15 protein-coding genes and 1 tRNA gene are annotated in these 16,358 nt (G+C 62.5%); 7 read left to right on the top strand and 9 right to left on the bottom strand.

The genetic code is table 11. The features are described from left to right. Positions 1 to 93 precede the first annotated feature (93 nt). The gene (gene pobA, locus ACK4OE_RS09665) at positions 94 to 1,290 is read left to right on the top strand and encodes a 4-hydroxybenzoate 3-monooxygenase (RefSeq protein ID WP_409884599.1); all 1,197 of its coding nucleotides are present in this window, start codon (positions 94 to 96) and stop codon (positions 1,288 to 1,290) included. 151 nt (positions 1,291 to 1,441) lie between these two features. Here the strand turns inward: pobA and ACK4OE_RS09660 are convergent, their stop codons facing one another. The 5 genes from ACK4OE_RS09660 to ACK4OE_RS09640 form a co-directional block, all read right to left on the bottom strand. Then, a complete protein-coding gene (locus ACK4OE_RS09660) occupies positions 1,442 to 1,963 on the bottom strand; it encodes a c-type cytochrome (protein WP_409884598.1) in 522 nt (173 codons plus the stop codon). 65 nt (positions 1,964 to 2,028) lie between these two features. Beyond that, positions 2,029 to 3,642 (bottom strand): bifunctional phosphoribosylaminoimidazolecarboxamide formyltransferase/IMP cyclohydrolase, encoded by a 1,614-nt coding sequence (gene purH / locus ACK4OE_RS09655; RefSeq protein ID WP_409884597.1) that lies wholly within the window; start codon positions 3,640 to 3,642, stop codon positions 2,029 to 2,031. 94 nt (positions 3,643 to 3,736) lie between these two features. After that, positions 3,737 to 3,970, bottom strand: a complete 234-nt coding sequence (locus ACK4OE_RS09650; RefSeq protein WP_409884596.1) for a Fis family transcriptional regulator — start codon at positions 3,968 to 3,970, stop codon at positions 3,737 to 3,739. Continuing rightward, positions 3,967 to 5,013, bottom strand: a complete 1,047-nt coding sequence (dusB, locus tag ACK4OE_RS09645) for a tRNA dihydrouridine synthase DusB (protein WP_409884595.1) — start codon at positions 5,011 to 5,013, stop codon at positions 3,967 to 3,969. Before dusB ends, ACK4OE_RS09650 begins: the two co-directional genes overlap by 4 nt. A 176-nt stretch (positions 5,014 to 5,189) precedes the next feature. Continuing rightward, on the bottom strand, positions 5,190 to 5,780 hold the full coding sequence (locus tag ACK4OE_RS09640) for a D-Ala-D-Ala dipeptidase (RefSeq protein ID WP_409884594.1): 591 nt from the start codon (positions 5,778 to 5,780) through the stop codon (positions 5,190 to 5,192). A gap of 171 nt (positions 5,781 to 5,951) precedes the next feature. Here ACK4OE_RS09640 and ACK4OE_RS09635 point away from each other — a divergent pair, with 171 nt between their 5' ends. Then, complete coding sequence (locus ACK4OE_RS09635; RefSeq protein WP_409884613.1) at positions 5,952 to 6,422, top strand: YqaA family protein; 471 nt, start codon at positions 5,952 to 5,954, stop codon at positions 6,420 to 6,422. Positions 6,423 to 6,492: 70 nt separating this feature from the next. Here the strand turns inward: ACK4OE_RS09635 and ACK4OE_RS09630 are convergent, their stop codons facing one another. The 3 genes from ACK4OE_RS09630 to ACK4OE_RS09620 form a co-directional block, all read right to left on the bottom strand. Then, positions 6,493 to 7,725 carry a diguanylate cyclase gene (locus ACK4OE_RS09630; protein WP_409884593.1) on the bottom strand — a complete coding sequence of 411 codons (1,233 nt, stop codon included), beginning with the start codon at positions 7,723 to 7,725 and terminating at the stop codon, positions 6,493 to 6,495. Between the two features lie 313 nt (positions 7,726 to 8,038). Further along, a complete protein-coding gene (gene ychF, locus ACK4OE_RS09625) occupies positions 8,039 to 9,133 on the bottom strand; it encodes a redox-regulated ATPase YchF (RefSeq protein WP_409884592.1) in 1,095 nt (364 codons plus the stop codon). 84 nt (positions 9,134 to 9,217) lie between these two features. Beyond that, positions 9,218 to 10,090 (bottom strand): MOSC domain-containing protein, encoded by an 873-nt coding sequence (locus ACK4OE_RS09620; RefSeq protein ID WP_409884591.1) that lies wholly within the window; start codon positions 10,088 to 10,090, stop codon positions 9,218 to 9,220. Between the two features lie 91 nt (positions 10,091 to 10,181). Here ACK4OE_RS09620 and ACK4OE_RS09615 point away from each other — a divergent pair, with 91 nt between their 5' ends. From ACK4OE_RS09615 to ACK4OE_RS09595, 5 genes are all read left to right on the top strand, one after another. Then, positions 10,182 to 11,315, top strand: a complete 1,134-nt coding sequence (locus ACK4OE_RS09615) for an FAD-dependent monooxygenase (RefSeq protein ID WP_409884590.1) — start codon at positions 10,182 to 10,184, stop codon at positions 11,313 to 11,315. 54 nt (positions 11,316 to 11,369) lie between these two features. Then, a complete protein-coding gene (locus ACK4OE_RS09610) occupies positions 11,370 to 12,101 on the top strand; it encodes a DsbC family protein (protein WP_409884589.1) in 732 nt (243 codons plus the stop codon). Positions 12,102 to 12,185: 84 nt separating this feature from the next. After that, positions 12,186 to 14,009, top strand: a complete 1,824-nt coding sequence (locus ACK4OE_RS09605) for a M61 family metallopeptidase (protein ID WP_409884588.1) — start codon at positions 12,186 to 12,188, stop codon at positions 14,007 to 14,009. A gap of 76 nt (positions 14,010 to 14,085) precedes the next feature. Then, entirely contained in the window at positions 14,086 to 14,865 is a 780-nt protein-coding gene (locus ACK4OE_RS09600; protein WP_409884587.1) for an enoyl-CoA hydratase, read from the top strand. Positions 14,866 to 14,890: 25 nt separating this feature from the next. Further along, positions 14,891 to 14,967: transfer RNA gene (locus ACK4OE_RS09595), tRNA-Met, on the top strand. Between the two features lie 146 nt (positions 14,968 to 15,113). Here the strand turns inward: ACK4OE_RS09595 and ACK4OE_RS09590 are convergent. After that, a complete protein-coding gene (locus ACK4OE_RS09590) occupies positions 15,114 to 16,319 on the bottom strand; it encodes a tetratricopeptide repeat protein (protein ID WP_409884586.1) in 1,206 nt (401 codons plus the stop codon). Positions 16,320 to 16,358: the final 39 nt, after the last annotated feature.

Below are 16,358 nucleotides of genomic sequence, written 5' to 3'. Positions count from 1 at the left end.
CCCGTGGCCACTGGCTTACGGACGCCCCGGGACCTACGCTCAACCTGGTTGTTTTCCACGGTAATTCCACGATCCCTAACGAGGTACAGAGACATGCGTACACAGGTTGCCATCATTGGTGCAGGCCCCGCCGGGCTGCTGCTCGGCCAGTTGCTTTACAAATCCGGCATTGACGCCGTCATCATCGAACAGCGCAGCCCTGACTACGTGCTCGGCCGCATCCGTGCTGGCGTGCTGGAGCAGGTCAGCATGGACCTGCTGGACCAGGCGGGTGTGAGCGCCCGCGCACAGGCTGAAGGCCTGCCACACGATGGGATCGAACTATTGTTCAAGGGCGCACGCCACCGCATCGACCTTCACGCACTGACTGGCGGCAGCCGCGTGACGGTGTACGGCCAGACCGAAGTGACCCGCGACCTGATGGACGCACGCACCGCCGCAGGCCTGACCACGGTGTACGACGCGCAGAACGTGAGCGTGCACGACTTTGATGGCCAGCAACCCCGCGTGACGTACGAGAAAGATGGACAGACGCACACCCTGACCTGCGACTTCATCGCAGGCTGCGATGGCTACCACGGCGTGTGCCGCGCCAGCGTACCCGCCGCTGCGCTGCACACCTACGAACGCGTCTACCCCTTTGGCTGGCTGGGTGTGTTGGCCGATGTGAAGCCCGTCTCGCATGAGCTGATATACGCCAACACCGAACGCGGCTTTGCCCTGTGCAGCATGCGCAGCAACACGCGCAGCCGCTATTACGTGCAAGTGCCCACGACCGACAAGGTGGAGCAGTGGAGCATCGACCGGTTCTGGACCGAACTGGGTAACCGCCTGGACCCCGAGGCGCGCGCGAACCTGGTGACCGGCCCCGCGCTGGAGATGAGCATCGCCCCGCTGCGCAGCTTTGTGGCCGAGCCCATGCGCTTTGGCCGCCTGTTCCTCGCGGGCGACGCTGCCCACATCGTGCCGCCCACGGGCGCCAAGGGGCTGAACCTGGCCGCCAGCGACGTGGGTTATCTGTGGAATGCGTTTGCCGATTACTACCGCGACAAGTCCAGCGCCGGCATCGACACGTACTCTGACCGCTGCCTGCGCCGCGTATGGCGCGCCGAGCGCTTCTCGTGGTGGTTCACCTCGCTGATGCACCGCTTCCCCGATACGGGCGAGTTCGGCCAGAAGATGCAGGAGGCGGAACTGGACTACCTCGTGAACTCCCGCGCGGCATCGACCTCGCTGGCGGAAAACTACGTGGGGCTGCCACTGGACTTTGCGGAGGCTGCAGCGCGCTGAGACGGGCAGGAGCAGCCGCCACAGGCACATCAAAAACCATAGCTGCCAGCGCTTTATACACAAGCGCTAGCGCCTGAAAACGCTTCAAACTTTCCCTGCGAGGCCCATCTGAAACAACCTTGCTCGCGCAGTCACGGAATGGTTGCGCGAACTATCGCGCCGCGGCGCCGCTGGCCGGATTGCTTTGGGAAGCGTCTTGCGCGCCAGACGCAGGAGGCAGCGCAAGCTGCATGATCCAGGCGGCCAGATCACGCGCCGTCGCGTCGGTAATGCCTACCTGGCGCGGCATGATGACGCGGCCCCACGCGCCCACACTCCCATTCACGATCTTGCCTGCAAGGTACGGTTGCGCGTCCGCCCGGTCACGGTAGCGCTCGGCAATGCTTATGAAGGCGGGCCCGACATAGGAACGTTCGACACCATGGCAACGCAAGCAGCTGCTAGCGGTTGCAGGCAACGGCAACGCCGCCGTGGTGGTAGTTGCAGGTGCACTCGCCGTATCAGCGGGTGCAGCAGTGTCCTTTTCGACCGTGGGCCCGAGCGCCCCGGCAAGCATGAGCCAGGCCAGGTTCAACATGCCCAACGCGATGCAAACCGCCACCACGCCAATGGCCCACGCCACCCAGCGCGGGCGGCGCGTGTCGGGCTCGTCGTTAAAAGGAGGTGGGGTCATCGCATCGGCTCAACGGGCTGCACAGCAACAGGCGCAGCATGGCCAAGCCCATCGCATCTTGATGATCAATGGCGGAAGTGGCGCACGCCGCTGAACACCATGGCCACACCACGCTCATTCGCTGCGTCAATCACTTCGTTGTCGCGCATCGAGCCGCCGGGTTGAATAACGCAGGTGGCGCCTGCATCCACCACCACATCGAGGCCGTCGCGGAAGGGGAAGAACGCATCGCTGGCCACCACGGTACCCTGCAAGCTCAGATTGGCATGGCCCGCCTTGATGCTGGCAATGCGGGCCGAGTCGAGGCGGCTCATCTGCCCCGCGCCGACGCCCATGGTCATGCCGCCCTTGCAGAAGACGATGGCGTTGCTCTTGACGTATTTGGCGACCTTCCAGGCGAACAGCAGGTCTTCCATTTCTTCGAGCGTCGGCTGCTTCTTGGTCACGACCTTGAGGTCGATGAGCGACAGCTCATGGTTGTCGGCGGTCTGCAGCAACAGGCCCGAGCCGATGCGCTTGGCGTCCATGGCGTTGCGGCCGCGCGCCCAATCCGTCTTGCCGCCGTGTGCGGAAGATGTCGAAGGAAGGGCGATCTTAAGCAGGCGCACGTTGGCCTTGGCTTTGAAAATTTCCAGTGCCTCGGCCGTGAAGTCGGGGGCCATCAGCACTTCGACAAACTGCTTGCTGACCTGTGCTGCGGCCTGGCCGTCCACCACGCGGTTGAAGGCGATGATGCCGCCAAAGGCGCTGGTGGGGTCGGTCTGGAAAGCCTTGCTGTAGGAGCTCAAGGCATCCAGACCCACGGCCACGCCACAGGGGTTGGCGTGCTTGACGATCACGCAGGCGGCGGCTTCAAAGCTCTTGACGCATTCCCACGCCGCATCGGCGTCGGCAATGTTGTTGTAGCTCAGTTCCTTGCCCTGCAGCTGCACGCCAGTGACCAGCGAGCCTGGGGCGGGGTGCAGGTCGCGGTACAGCGCAGCCTGCTGGTGGCTGTTCTCTCCGTAGCGCAGGTCTTGCACCTTGGTGAAGATGCCGTTGCTCTGGCCTGCAAACTGCGAGCGCGTGGGCACGTACGTTTCCGACAGCTTCTCTTCTTCAAACGTCACCGACGAGAGGTAGTCGCTGATGGCGCCGTCGTACTGGGCGATGCGGTTGAACGCCGCCACCGACAGTGCAAAACGCAACTTGTCAGACAGCTTGCCGTCCGATTTCAGCTCGGCCAGCACGGCTTCGTACTGGTCGGCCGAGGTGATCACGCCCACGTCCTTCCAGTTCTTGGCGGCGCTGCGCACCATGGCGGGGCCACCGATGTCGATGTTCTCGATGGCATCGGCCAGCGTGCAACCGGCCTTGGCCACGGTGGCTTCAAAGGGGTAGAGGTTGACCACGAGCAGGTCGATGGTGTCGATGCCGTGTTCTTTGAGGGCCGCCATGTGGGCAGGCAGCTCGCGGCGGGCCAGCAGGCCGCCGTGCACCTTGGGGTGCAGGGTCTTGACGCGGCCGTCGAGCATTTCGGGGAACTGGGTGACTTCGGCCACTTCGGTCACCGGCAGGCCCTTGTCAGCGAGCAGCTTGGCGGTGCCGCCGGTGGACAAGAGCTTGATGCCCAGCGCATGCAGCGCTTGTGCAAATTCGACGATGCCGGTCTTGTCGGAGACGGAAAGGAGTGCGTTCATGGTGTGGGTGGGGAGAGTTTGAATAAAACAGGCTCTAGCGCTTATCCATCAAGCGCTAGCAGCTATAAATTTGATAGTTATTGATCCGTCGGCCTTAGAGCAGCTTGTGCTCGACCAGCTTCTTGCGCAGCGTGTTGCGGTTCAGGCCCAGCCACTCGGCGGCACGCGACTGGTTGTTGTCGGCCTGGGTCATCACCACTTCGAGCAGCGGCTTTTCGACCACGCGCACCAGCATGTCGTACATGCCGTCAGGCGTCTCGCCACCCAGGTCGCGAAAGTAGCCTTGCAGGCTCTCGCGCACGCATTCTTCTATGTGTTTCTTGCTCATGCAGCCAATCCCTCTTGTTCTTCTGTGTTTGCGCCCACGTCGGTGGCCACCGGCATCCGGTCCATCTGTTGCCCCAAGGCATCCAGATAGTCGGCCACGGCCTGCCACTGCGTGGTGCAGTCTTCGATCGTGTTGATATGTGCCCGCAAGGCCTCGCCGCCCGGCAGCGCGCGCAGGTACCACGCAATGTGCTTGCGTGCACTGCGCACCCCGGTCAGCTCGCCGTACAGGCTGTAGTGGTCGTGCAGGTGGTCCAGCAACAGGCGACGCACCTCGGCCACGAGCGGCGGCGCTAGGTGTTCGCCCGTGGCCAGAAAGTGGCCGATCTCGCGAAAGATCCACGGCCGACCCTGGGCGGCGCGGCCGATCATGATCGCGTCAGCCCCGGTGGCAGCCAGCACATCGCGCGCCTTTTCGGGCGAAGTGATGTCGCCGTTGGCCACGACGGGCACCTTCACCGATGCCTTCACGGCGGCGATGGTGTCGTACTCTGCAAAGCCTTTGTAGCCCTGCTCGCGCGTACGGCCGTGCACCGTGAGCATTTGAATGCCCACGGCCTCGAACTGGCGCGCCAGTTGCACGGCGTTCTTGTGCTCCTGGCACCAGCCCGTGCGCATCTTCAGCGTGACGGGCACGTTGAAAGGAGCACAGGCCTCGACCACCGCCGCGGCAATTTCTACCGCCAGGGCTTCGTTCTGCATCAGCGCAGAACCCGCCCACTTGTTGCACACCTTCTTGGCGGGGCAGCCCATGTTGATGTCGATGATCTGCGCGCCGCGTTCCACGTTGTAGACCGCAGCCTCGGCCATCATCGGTGCATCGGTGCCAGCGATTTGCACGGCAATGGGCCCCGGCTCCCCTTCATGATTGGCCCGGCGCGAGGTCTTGAGGCTGTTCCACAGGTCCTTGCGCGAGGTCACCATCTCGCTGACTGCGTACCCCGCGCCCAGCGCCTTGCACAGCTGGCGAAACGGCCGGTCGGTGACGCCCGCCATAGGGGCGACGAACAGCCGGTTCGCCAAAGGAATGTGGCCAATGTGCATGGGAGGGGGCGGGATGGGGGCAGCAGCGATTGCTGAAAAAGGAGGCAGGATTGTACCTGCTCAAAATTTCAGCAGTTGAAATGAATTGCAAGCCGTGTTTTGCGGCATATCGAGCGCGCCAGACACGCCCGACAACGGCCCTACGCCACGCCCGCTGCCGCCGCTTTAACGGCGGATCAACGCGCGGCTAGATCCGTTTGCGTGTCCCCGGACGCAGCGCCGCGCTGGGCAAAGTGCCACCAGGCATCCGGCACGTTGTCGAACTGGTGGCGCGCCATCAGCGCGTGCAGCCACTGGCGGTTGTGCTGCACGTCGGGCGAAAAGCCCTTGGATGCCGTGGAGGCCCCCGCCAGGGGCACACCAGCGGGGGTCCCCATGTCCACGTCATGCCCGTCAGCCAAAGGCCCGCGCACGACCTGACTGGCCTTGACGCCGTCCATGACCCGAATCTGCACCACCCACCCGCCACCGTCGGCCTGGCATGTTGCTTTCATTGCCATGCCCTGGGCTTGCAGCTCTTGGGAGATGTTCTGCAAGGCGCTGCGGGCGGCAGGGGTCTCGCGGCACGCCGCAGCCCCCACCACCGCGGATTGCGCAACATTGCTTCCCGTCACAGGCACGGCCGCATAGGGGCTGCGCGCGCACGCGGCCAGCAATAGGGCCACCACCACAAACCCGCCATGAGCAGTGAAAGGCGCCCGCACAGCTGCGAGGCGTTCAGCGCGCGGAGTGCGATCAGGCGTGGAGCTTCGAGGGGCAAATTGCATGGGGTCCTCCCGTTGGCGGCGTGCAGGGGTACTGTTGCTTCACGATACAAACGGCCTTTGCGCCCCACCATGCGTCCATGACGCAGACCGGTGTAGGACAGTGCCCTTTGCACCCACAGCGCATGCACGGCGGGCCTAAACTCGGCGCCTATGGAAATCTGGGAAATATGGATGCACCAGTTGCTGGCGTGGCTGGCGCTGCCACAGTTTGGCCTGAGCACGGTTTTTGTTGTGTCATTCATCTCGGCCACGCTGCTGCCGCTGGGGTCTGAGCCCGCCGTGTTCGGGCTCATCAAGATCAACCCCGAAATGTTCTGGCCCGCCATTTTGGTAGCTACGGTGGCCAACACCCTGGGTGGCGGCGTGAGCTGGTGGATGGGCCTGGGCGCACACAAGGTGGTGGACAAGGCCCGCGGCTACCACACCGATGTGCGGGCACTGAAATGGCTGGAACGCTTTGGTGCCAGAGCATGTCTGCTCAGTTGGCTGCCCGTGGTGGGCGACCCGCTGTGCGCCGTGGCAGGCTGGCTGAAACTGCCGTTCTGGCCCTGCCTGGCCTATATGGCGGTGGGCAAGTTCTTTCGCTACCTCATCATGACCACTGTGTTGCTGTACTTCATGCCGGGGCATTTGGCGGTTTAGCGGTTTAGCGGTTTAGCCGCCGCCAGTCCACTACAGATCCGCTCCGGAACTGCGGCCCACGCACATGACGCTACAGAAATGCGTGCGCGCTGGGTTCGGAGAGCTGGGAGTCGTCTTTGGAAATGGGCTCTTCCACCACCACTTGATTGCGCCCACCTTCTTTGGCCATGTACATGGCCGTGTCAGCACGGCTGAAGAACTCCAGCACGGACTCCCCCAGAACATATTGCGTCACACCCATCGACACGGTGACGCGCCCCTTGAGAAGCCCCGTCCAGGCGTACGTCTCCACCTGCGCCCGAATGCGTTCGCAGGTATTGAGCGCGGGCAGTAGCGAGGTGCCCGGGAAGATCAGCAAAAACTCCTCGCCCCCATACCGCCCAAACACATCACCGCCCCGCACACCCTGCTGCGCGACGCGCGCGAAAGTGCGCAGCACCTCGTCTCCGCCCAGGTGGCCCAGTTCATCGTTGATGCGTTTGAAATGGTCGAGGTCGAGCACGGCCAGGCACAGCGGTATGCCGCTTTCGTCCGCCAGCTGCTTTTGTTCCTCCAGCGCCGCCAGCACGTACCGCCGGTTAAAACAGCCCACCAGCGGATCACGCTGGGCGTCTTCCTGGATGTTCTTGATCTTGCGGCTGGCCCGGTACAGGCTGCGGTACAGGCGCTGGACCTTGCCCATCAGCACGATGAAGGCAGGCAGCGACACCAGCAAAGCCAGCAGGTGCATCAGCTCAAGCCGCAGCAAGGCATCGTTTTGCTGCTGGGCGTAGTGCAGCCACACGATCAGGGCATACGCCAACAGAACGCCCGTGGCCAACACCAGGCAGGTGCGCCGGGGCACGGTAAAAATGCCGTAGGAAACAGCAACAAAGGCAAACGGCGTCAACAGTATCTGCGTGACGGGGGCCAGGTAGAAAATCCCGAGCATGCAGGCCAGTGCCGTCGTGACAATGGCCAGCTTCAAGGTCCGCTGGCGGATCTTTTGCACTGCGCCCGAGTACAGCACCACCCAGAACACCGCGCAGCCCGCCGCGATCATGGCCGCGAGCACGCCCACGGTCTCGGCGTCCACCATGCCCAAACTCCAAAAAACCACCAGCGCCAGGGTGTAAAGGCTGATCAGCGCACCAGTCGCAAGCCACTCCTGTCGAGAGCTGGGCTGAGGGCGCGCGCCAAAGCTATCCAACGCACGCCGTGCGGGGCGCACCATGGCCGAAGACGAATCATCGAATTCCATGACGGCGTCGGACAGGGGAAAGGCGTCCGTGGCCGAAAAGGGATTCTTGCGTCCGAAGAGCATAGGGATGCAGGCGGTGGCCTGGGTTGGTGCGGGTGACTGTTTACCGAAAGAGACTGGGAGCAGGGGCGGGAGCCCCCGGCAGGCAAACCCGCGCATCTTACGGAGAACTGACGCGTTCACTCTCCGTGTTTTCCAGTAGCGCGCAAAAAGGCATCAATGCGCGGCGCGCGTAGGTTAGCGGCACATGGCCCATGGTGCAGCGAGTACTTGTGCAGTCCCTGCGACAGATCAAAAAAATCCCTGGCCAACCAAAGGTTGCCAGGGACTGCCATGTGCGTGGCCTGGCGCTGCGACGCCAGGGAGCCAAACAAGGTTAGACGTTGAAGAGGAAGTTCAGCACGTCGCCGTCTTTCACCACGTACTCCTTGCCTTCGGCGCGCATCTTGCCGGCGTCCTTTGCGCCCTGTTCGCCCTTGAGCGCGATGAAGTCGTCAAAGGCAATGGTTTGCGCGCGGATAAAGCCACGCTCAAAGTCGCCGTGAATCACGCCCGCTGCCTGGGGGGCCGTGTCACCGATGTGGATCGTCCAGGCGCGCACTTCCTTCACGCCCGCGGTGAAATAGGTTTGCAGGCCCAAGAGCTTGAACGCCCCACGGATCAGCCGGGCCAGGCCGGGCTCGGTCTGGCCCATCTCGGCCAGGAACATGTCACGGTCTTCATCGCTCATTTCGGCCATTTCGGCTTCCATCTTGGCGCAGATGGCGACCACCGGAGCGTTCTGGCTGGCGGCATATTCCTTGAGGCGGTCCAGGAACGGATTGTTCTCAAAGCCGTCTTCACTCACATTGCCCACAAACATCGCGGGCTTGGCGGTGATCAGGCACAGGGACTTGAGCAGGGGCTGCTCTTCCTTGGTGATCTCCACCGAACGCGCTGGCTTGCCTTCGTTGAGTGCAGCCTGGATGCGCGTGAGCAGCGCTACCAGCTTGGCGGCGTCCTTATCATTGCCCGACTTGGCGGCCTTGGTGTAGCGGTTGAGCGCCTTGTCCACCGTACCCATATCGGCCAGGCACAGCTCGGTCTGAATGACTTCGATGTCAGAGATCGGGTCGACGCGGCCAGCCACGTGGATCACGTTGTCGTCTTCAAAGCAGCGCACCACGTTGACGATGGCGTCGGTCTCACGGATGTGGGCCAGGAACTGGTTGCCCAGGCCTTCGCCCTGGCTGGCGCCCGCCACCAGGCCGGCAATGTCCACAAACTCGACGATGGCCGGCACGATGCGCTCGGGCGAGATGATGTCGGCCAGTTGCTTGAGGCGGGGGTCCGGCACTTCGACCACGCCCACATTGGGCTCAATGGTGCAGAACGGATAGTTCTCGGCGGCGATGCCGGCCTTGGTCAGCGCGTTGAAAAGGGTGGACTTGCCGACGTTGGGCAGGCCCACGATGCCGCATTGGAGGCTCATGGCAGGGCTTTCTGGATTTCGGAGACAAACCGCCGATTTTACGGGCCCAGCGGCCAGCCCTGGTCCAGCACTCCCATTCAGGCTTCAATCAAAGCGCAGATCGGCCCCGATGCGCTGCCCCACACGCAGCATCTGGCCTGCCCCCTGGCGCACGATGGCATTCATGCCGAAGGTGACAGCACCGTCCAGCCGCTTGTCCCGGCGGTAGGTGCGCAGCGTGTCGCCCACCAACGGGTCGGTCTGTGCGGTTGCAGGATCGATATTGGGGATGGGGCAACGCGCACAGGGCTTGACGGGCTGCAGATGCATCTGGCCTTCGGCCCCGCCATCAACGCGGACAAGGTCCACACGGTCTTCGTCGTGCGCATCGAGGCCTGCCAGCACCACGTTCGGGCGAAACCGGTCCATGCCAACCGCCGCGTGCCCTGCGGTTGCCAGGCGCGTGTTGAGTTCTTCCAACGAGGCCTCGCTCGCCAAAAGGATGGGAAACCCATCCGCAAACTGGTTGGGGGCTTCGACCCCACCCGTCCACGCCATGCTGGACAAACGCTTGTGCTCGGGGTCGAAACGAACCAGTCGGCAGGGCTGGCCCAGAAAATCCGTAAACCACTGCGCGGCCACAGCGCCCATGTCCCATGCGGGCACGGTGTCTCGCCACACCGTGACCGTGGCAGGCGACTCCACCGCATCAATAGCCACATGCAATGCCAGCATGCCGGGGGCCTGTAGCACCATCTCATCAGTCTTGAGTTGCGGCCGGATCAAGGCCATGCGCGGCAACGCCCGCTGGGTCAGGAAAGCACCTTGGGCGTCTACGACCATCCAGGCCCGGTCAAGGTCCAGGCCGGTTTCGGTCAACAGCGCCTGCTGCACCTCGATACCCGCGCAGGACTTGACGGGGTACACAAACAAACGCGCAATGGTGCCGGACAGATCGCTATCGGGATTGAAACTCACGCAGGGTGCTCCTCAAATGGGCCATACAGAAGAAGGGTGCAATTTTGCCCTGCGCTAGAGGGGGCGTAAGACCACTCCTACAATGCCCCGCATGGCCCAAAACTTTGACATTTGTATCCGCGGCGCTGGCATTGTGGGTAAAACGCTGGCTCTGCTGCTTGCGCGAGAACGTCTGAAAGTGGCCCTGGTGCCCGCCGCTGCACCCAAGAGCCCTGCCATCTCGGATGTGCGGGCGTATGCACTGAACATGGCATCCCGCCGTTTACTGGAATCGCTGCGCAGTTGGCCCGACACAGAGCACGCCACCGCGGTAAAACATATGCAGGTGCTGGGGGACCAGGACGCTGTTGTGCGTTTTGACGCTGACACCCAGTCGGTAGAAGCCCTCGCCTGGATTGTGGACGTGCCAGCCCTGGAATCACGCCTTGCTGAAGCAGTCCGCTACCAGCCTCAGGTGGAGGTCGTGGATGCGCCTGTCGCGGCCGCCCTTACAGTGGTCTGCGAAGGGCGCGCCAGCAGCACAAGGGCCGAGTTCGGCGTGAATTTTGACGTCACCCCCTACGCGCAGCATGCGATTGCCACGCGCGTGCGTTGCGAGTATCCGCATGGACAGACAGCACGCCAATGGTTTTCACCCGACGGGATTCTGGCTTTTCTGCCTTTGGAGGGGACCGAGGGGAACTCTGTGGCGGTTGTCTGGTCCGTCATGCAGGACCAGGCGGAGGCGCTGATGGTGCTTTCGCCTGAAGCCTTTGCGGAAAAGTTGAAGCAAGCGAGCCACGGTGCCCTGGGCACGCTGACACTGTGCGCTGAGCGCGCCACCTGGCCGCTGCAGCTGGCGAAAGCAGGCCGCTGGTGCGGAACAGCCCCGACGGACAACCGGGGCGTTCGCAGCTGGGTGTTGGCAGGCGATGCGGCGCACAACGTGCATCCTCTGGCGGGCCAAGGGTTGAACCTGGGACTGGGCGATGCGCAGGCACTGGCCAATGTGTTGCACCAGCGGGACTACTGGCGCAGCCCGGGAGACGTGCGGCTGCTGCGGCGTTACGAGCGCGAGCGCAAGGCGGCGCTGCTGGCCATGGGCCTGGCAACGGACGGTCTGCAGCAATTGTTCATGCGCCAAGAAGGCCCGTTGCAATCGCTGCGCAATTGGGGAATGAAAGGCTTTGAACGCAGCGGACCGCTGAAAAATTTTGTAGCGCGCCAAGCCATGGGCATGCAGTGACAGCACTTTGCGACCGCACTGTGCCGCCAACCTGATCGATTGAACGAGACCACAATGAAACTGATTTCCACCCTGCTGACTGCCGCCTCCCTCGCCTCTTTGAGCCTTGTGGCCACCGCACAGGAAGCGGGCATCCGCAAGGCGCTGGCCGAGCGCATTCCTCAGATGGACAAAATCGATGAAGTGCGCCCGACACCCATGAAGGGGTTGTATGAGGTGCGTATCGGTACCGATCTTTTCTACACCGATGCCAAGGGCAACTATGTGATCCAGGGTGAGCTGATTGACACCAAGGCCCGGCGCAACCTGACGGAAGACCGCATCGCAAAGCTGACCGCCGTTGACTTTTCGGCCCTGCCCCTCAAGGATGCCTTCACCATTGTGCGGGGCGACGGCAAGCGCAAGGTCGCTGTGTTTGAAGACCCCAACTGCGGCTACTGCAAGCGCTTCGAGCGTGACCTTCAGAACGTCGACAACGTGACGGTCTATCTGTTCCTGTACCCCATCCTGAGCCCCGATTCGGCCGAAAAATCTCGCAATATCTGGTGTGCCAAGGACAAAACTGCGGCGTGGCAGGACTACATGATCAAAGACAAGACCCCTGCCGCTGCCAGCTGTGACACCAGCGCGCTGCAGCGCAATCTGGCCTTTGGCAAAAAGCACAAAATCACCGGCACTCCCACATTGATCTTTGCCGATGGCATTCGGGTGCCCGGCGCCATCGGCGCGCAAGAGGTTGAAAAACGGCTGGCCGAAGTGGCCAAGGATTCGCCTACCACCAATTGACGCACGCGCGTCCGTCCTGGGCGCATCGTTGTTATCCCGTGCGATGCGTTTAGACCCTCGCAACGCCAGTACCTGCAAGCGCCCATGCCTTCTGCACGCCAAACCGCATCCACATTGCAACCTTCTGCCGTTCACTACCGGGTCGAAGCGACCGACATCAATGCCCATTTGTTCACTGTCACCCTGACGGTGGCAAACCCGAAGGCGTCGCAGGAGGTGTCGCTGCCGGTATGGATACCGGGCAGCTACCTGGTGCGCGAGTTCTCCAAGAACCTTCAACAATTGAAGGCACAGCAGGGAAAGCGCGATGTCACACTGATTCAGCTGGACAAGCACCGTTGGCAAGCCAGTTGCAACCCCGCAAAACCCTTGGTTCTGACCTATGCGGTGTGCGCATACGACAACTCGGTGCGCACAGCCTGGCTCGATGCCTCTCGCGGCTTTTTCAACGGCACCAGCCTTTGCCTGCGGGTACATGGAGCGGAAGCGCAGCGCCACACACTGGAAATTGCCAGTACGCCAGCAACGGCAAAATGGTCTGTGGCCACGGGGCTGAAAGGGGTTCAGATCGACCCTCGCGGCTTTGGCATGTACGCCGCGGCCGGGTACGACGAACTGGTGGACTGCCCTGTAGAAATGGGTACCTTCTGGGTGGGCCGCTTTACTGCGGGCGGCATCGCCCACCGCTTTGTCGTGGCGGGTGCAGCACCTTCTTTCGATGGCAAGCGACTACTGGCCGACACACAGAAGATTTGCGAGACCGCCATCCGCTTCTGGCATAGCGAGGGCAAAGCGCCTTTCAAGAACTATCTGTTCATGCTCAATGCGGTGGGTGACGGCTATGGCGGCCTGGAGCACCGCAACTCAACGGCGCTGATCTGTGGCCGCCGCGACCTGCCGCGCATGGGCGAGGCCCGAGCGGGCGATGGCTACAACACGCTGCTGGGGTTGATCAGCCACGAGTACTTTCACACCTGGAACGTGAAGCGCTTGCGCCCTTCCGAGTTCACGTCGTATGACTACACGCGCGAAAACTACACCGAGCTGCTGTGGTTTTTTGAAGGCTTCACCAGCTATTACGACGATCTGCTGCTGCGCCGTGCAGGCTTGATCGATGACGCGGCCTACCTGAAGCTCATCACCAAAACCATCAACCAGGTGCTTCAAACGCCTGGGCGAATGGTGCAAACCGTCGCACAGGCCAGTTTTGACGCGTGGGTGAAGTACTACAGACAAGACGAAAACACCCCCAACGCCACAGTGAGTTATTACACCAAGGGCTCCCTGGTTGCGCTGTGCCTTGATCTTGCCTTGCGCCGCGAGGGCAAAGCCACCCTGGACGACGTGATGCGCGCGCTGTGGACCCGTTGTGCGGCTGGCCCCATGCAGGAATCCGACTTGCGCGACGTGCTGCTCGAGCTGGCAGGCCGCCCGTTTGATGCCGAAATCCAGCACTGGGTGCACAGCACCGCAGAGTTGCCCCTGGCGGAAGTGCTGGCTGCGCACGGCGTCGCACTCAAACCCGAGACGCCCCAGTGGGCCCAGCGATTGGGAATACGCGTGGCAGAAAATCACAGCGTGCAGATCAAAACGGTCTTGCGGGGTGGCGCTGCAGAAAAGGCAGGCTTTGCTGCCGGGGACGAATGGCTTGGTTTGGTGGTGCTCGGGCAGGAATGGCGTATCTGCAAGCTGGACGATGTGGCCTTTTGCGCGGGTGTTGAGCATTCGCTCACTGCCATCGTGTCGCGTGACGGGCGCCTGCTGCGTTTGCCGCTGGAGCTGCCCATCGCTGGCAAGACCCGCGAAAACGGCAGCAAAAAATCCAAGACGCCCGAGCCCTCTGCCCCGTCCGACACCATCAGCCTGACGGCCACAGACACCGCTGCTTTGGGCCGCTGGTTGGCATAGGCGGCAGACGATCTAACTCTCTTCGGTATATTTCTTTGTGTCGTCGATAGAACAAACCACAAACCCAGGAGATTTCATGGCCTACGAAACCATCGAGGTCCGCGTCGAAGCGGACAAGGTTGGCGTCATCACGCTCAACCGCCCCAAGCAGCTCAATGCGCTGAACGACCAGCTCATGAACGAGCTCGGCGCTGCGCTGAAAGCATTTGATGCCGACGAAAAAATCGGCTGCATGATCATCACAGGCAGTGAAAAGGCCTTTGCTGCCGGGGCTGACATTGGGGCTATGGCCAAGTACAGCTTCGCGGACACCTACAAGGGTGACTACATCACCCGCAACTGGGAAGCCATTCGCACCATCCGCAAACCCGTGATTGCCGCTGTGAGCGGCTTTGCGCTGGGTGGCGGCTGTGAACTGGCGATGATGTGCGATTTCATCATTGCCTCAGAGACGGCAAAGTTCGGCCAGCCCGAGATCAAGCTGGGGGTGATTCCCGGCGCGGGCGGCACACAGCGCTTGCCCCGCGCCGTGGGCAAAGCCAAGGCCATGGACATGGCACTCACTGGCCGCATGATGGACGCGGCCGAAGCGGAACGCGCTGGACTGGTCAGCCGCGTGGTGCCTTTCGACAAGCTGATGGATGAGGCCCTTGGCGCGGCCATCATCGTCGCCGGGTTCTCGCAGATCGCCTTGATGGCCGCCAAGGAGTCGGTCAACCGCGCCTTCGAAGGAACATTGAGCGATGGCGTGATGTTTGAACGCCGCCTGTTCCATGCTCTGTTCGCCACGCAGGACCAAAAGGAAGGCATGGACGCTTTCATGAACAAGCGCGCAGCCAACTTTACTCACCAATAAATTTTGTTCTATAATTCGGGACTTCGGTCGTATAGCTCAGTTGGTTAGAGCGCAGCATTCATAATGCTGATGTCGGTGGTTCAAGTCCACCTACGACCACCAAATTGAAAACCCCCAGCACTCAAGTGCTGGGGGTTTTTCTTTGCGCAGACTATCAAAATTCATAGCTACCAGCGCTCGTCTACATTGGATTTCAATATGAAAGTCGATTCAAATTCAATGTAGACAGGCGCCAACAGCTATCTTTTTTATATAGATCGCTGCAGATAAAGGTACTGGCCAGGCACCCCGGTGTCCTGGTCCCACCGCAGTGGGGCGCTGTGGGTATGTACGCATCGAAAGCCATGCTGCGCAGCCAGCCCCTGGATATAGCTCAGCGGATGGGCATAGCGCAGGCTGGGCAGCAGTTGGGGCTCGTCTTCCAGCTCCACCGCTTCTTCGATCGTGAAGGCCAGCCACCCGGCGGGGCGGATACGCTGCGCCAGCAACGCAAAAACGTCCTCCAGGTGACCCACGTAGATGAACACGTCTGCCGCCAACACCAAGTCGAACAGAGCAGCTTCACTGCGCAAGGCCTGCACCAGGTCTCCTTCGATCAGCCGGTCGTACGCACCGCGCGCGCGGGCCTTGTCCAGCATGGCCGCCGACAGGTCCACGCCCCAGAGCACCTCTGAGCGGGGCCTGATGTGCAGGCCGCACAGGCCCGTGCCGCAGCCCAGGTCCAGCACCTGCGCGAAGCGGGGCGGGCAGGCGGCGGGCAACTTCTCCACCAGCACCTGATGCCCCTGGTAGCGCAATTGGCCGACCAGATGGTCCTCGAATTCGTGGGCGTACTGGTCGAACAGGGTCTGCACGTACTGGCGAGGCGCCTGGGCGACGGGTGCCCCGTGCTGCAGCGCTGCGAGGTAGTAGCGGTGAAGGTCGGCATCTGCGCCGCGATCCAGCGCATTCTGGTAGCAGCGCGCTGCCTCGGCGGGCTGCTGCGTTTCGCGGCGCAGGTGACCGAGCTGGCTCCACGCCTCGGCCAGGTCCGTGTCCTGCTGTACGGCCGCTTCCAACGCGGCCAGCGCCTCTGGGGTGCGGCCTGCACGCGCCAGGCACTGCCCCAGGCGCATGCGGACCACGGCCGACGCCACGCCGCGTGCCAAGGCGTTTTCGTGGCTGCCCCGCGCCGCCTCCCACTGCCCCAGCTCCATCTGCGCCAGCCCGAGCGCCGCCCAGCCGTCGCCCTGGGTGTCGTCGGCGGCCAGGGCGGCCTGCAGCAAGGGTTCCGCTTGTTCGAACAGTTGGCGATGGACCTTGGTCACTCCCAGGTTCAGCAGCACGGACGCCCGCCCCGGCGCCAGCGCCAGGGCCTGGGTGAATGCCTCGTCGGCAGGCTCGTACTGCCCACCCTCGAACAGCGCGATGCCCCGCACGAAAGCCTGACGGGCCTGCTCCAATGATTCGCTCATGTGCTTTGCCTTGAATGGTTATTTGCCGCGCATCTTAGA

The sequence above is a fragment of the Acidovorax sp. genome (genome assembly GCF_046314175.1).
Classification (GTDB): domain Bacteria; phylum Pseudomonadota; class Gammaproteobacteria; order Burkholderiales; family Burkholderiaceae_C; genus Acidovorax.
This window is presented reverse-complemented; position numbering and strand designations above follow the sequence as displayed.

Bases quoted from the DNA above. Each gene is read 5' to 3' on its own strand.
- pobA (WP_409884599.1), top strand. From the start codon at position 94: ATGCGTACACAGGTTGCCATCATTGGTGCAGGCCCCGCCGGGCTGCTG.
- ACK4OE_RS09660 (WP_409884598.1), bottom strand. From the start codon at position 1,963: ATGACCCCACCTCCTTTTAACGACGAGCCCGACACGCGCCGCCCGCGC.
- purH (WP_409884597.1), bottom strand. From the start codon at position 3,642: ATGAACGCACTCCTTTCCGTCTCCGACAAGACCGGCATCGTCGAATTT.
- ACK4OE_RS09650 (WP_409884596.1), bottom strand. From the start codon at position 3,970: ATGAGCAAGAAACACATAGAAGAATGCGTGCGCGAGAGCCTGCAAGGC.
- dusB (WP_409884595.1), bottom strand. From the start codon at position 5,013: ATGCACATTGGCCACATTCCTTTGGCGAACCGGCTGTTCGTCGCCCCT.
- ACK4OE_RS09640 (WP_409884594.1), bottom strand. From the start codon at position 5,780: ATGCAATTTGCCCCTCGAAGCTCCACGCCTGATCGCACTCCGCGCGCT.
- ACK4OE_RS09635 (WP_409884613.1), top strand. From the start codon at position 5,952: ATGCACCAGTTGCTGGCGTGGCTGGCGCTGCCACAGTTTGGCCTGAGC.
- ACK4OE_RS09630 (WP_409884593.1), bottom strand. From the start codon at position 7,725: ATGCTCTTCGGACGCAAGAATCCCTTTTCGGCCACGGACGCCTTTCCC.
- ychF (WP_409884592.1), bottom strand. From the start codon at position 9,133: ATGAGCCTCCAATGCGGCATCGTGGGCCTGCCCAACGTCGGCAAGTCC.
- ACK4OE_RS09615 (WP_409884590.1), top strand. From the start codon at position 10,182: ATGGCCCAAAACTTTGACATTTGTATCCGCGGCGCTGGCATTGTGGGT.
- ACK4OE_RS09610 (WP_409884589.1), top strand. From the start codon at position 11,370: ATGAAACTGATTTCCACCCTGCTGACTGCCGCCTCCCTCGCCTCTTTG.
- ACK4OE_RS09605 (WP_409884588.1), top strand. From the start codon at position 12,186: ATGCCTTCTGCACGCCAAACCGCATCCACATTGCAACCTTCTGCCGTT.
- ACK4OE_RS09600 (WP_409884587.1), top strand. From the start codon at position 14,086: ATGGCCTACGAAACCATCGAGGTCCGCGTCGAAGCGGACAAGGTTGGC.
- ACK4OE_RS09590 (WP_409884586.1), bottom strand. From the start codon at position 16,319: ATGAGCGAATCATTGGAGCAGGCCCGTCAGGCTTTCGTGCGGGGCATC.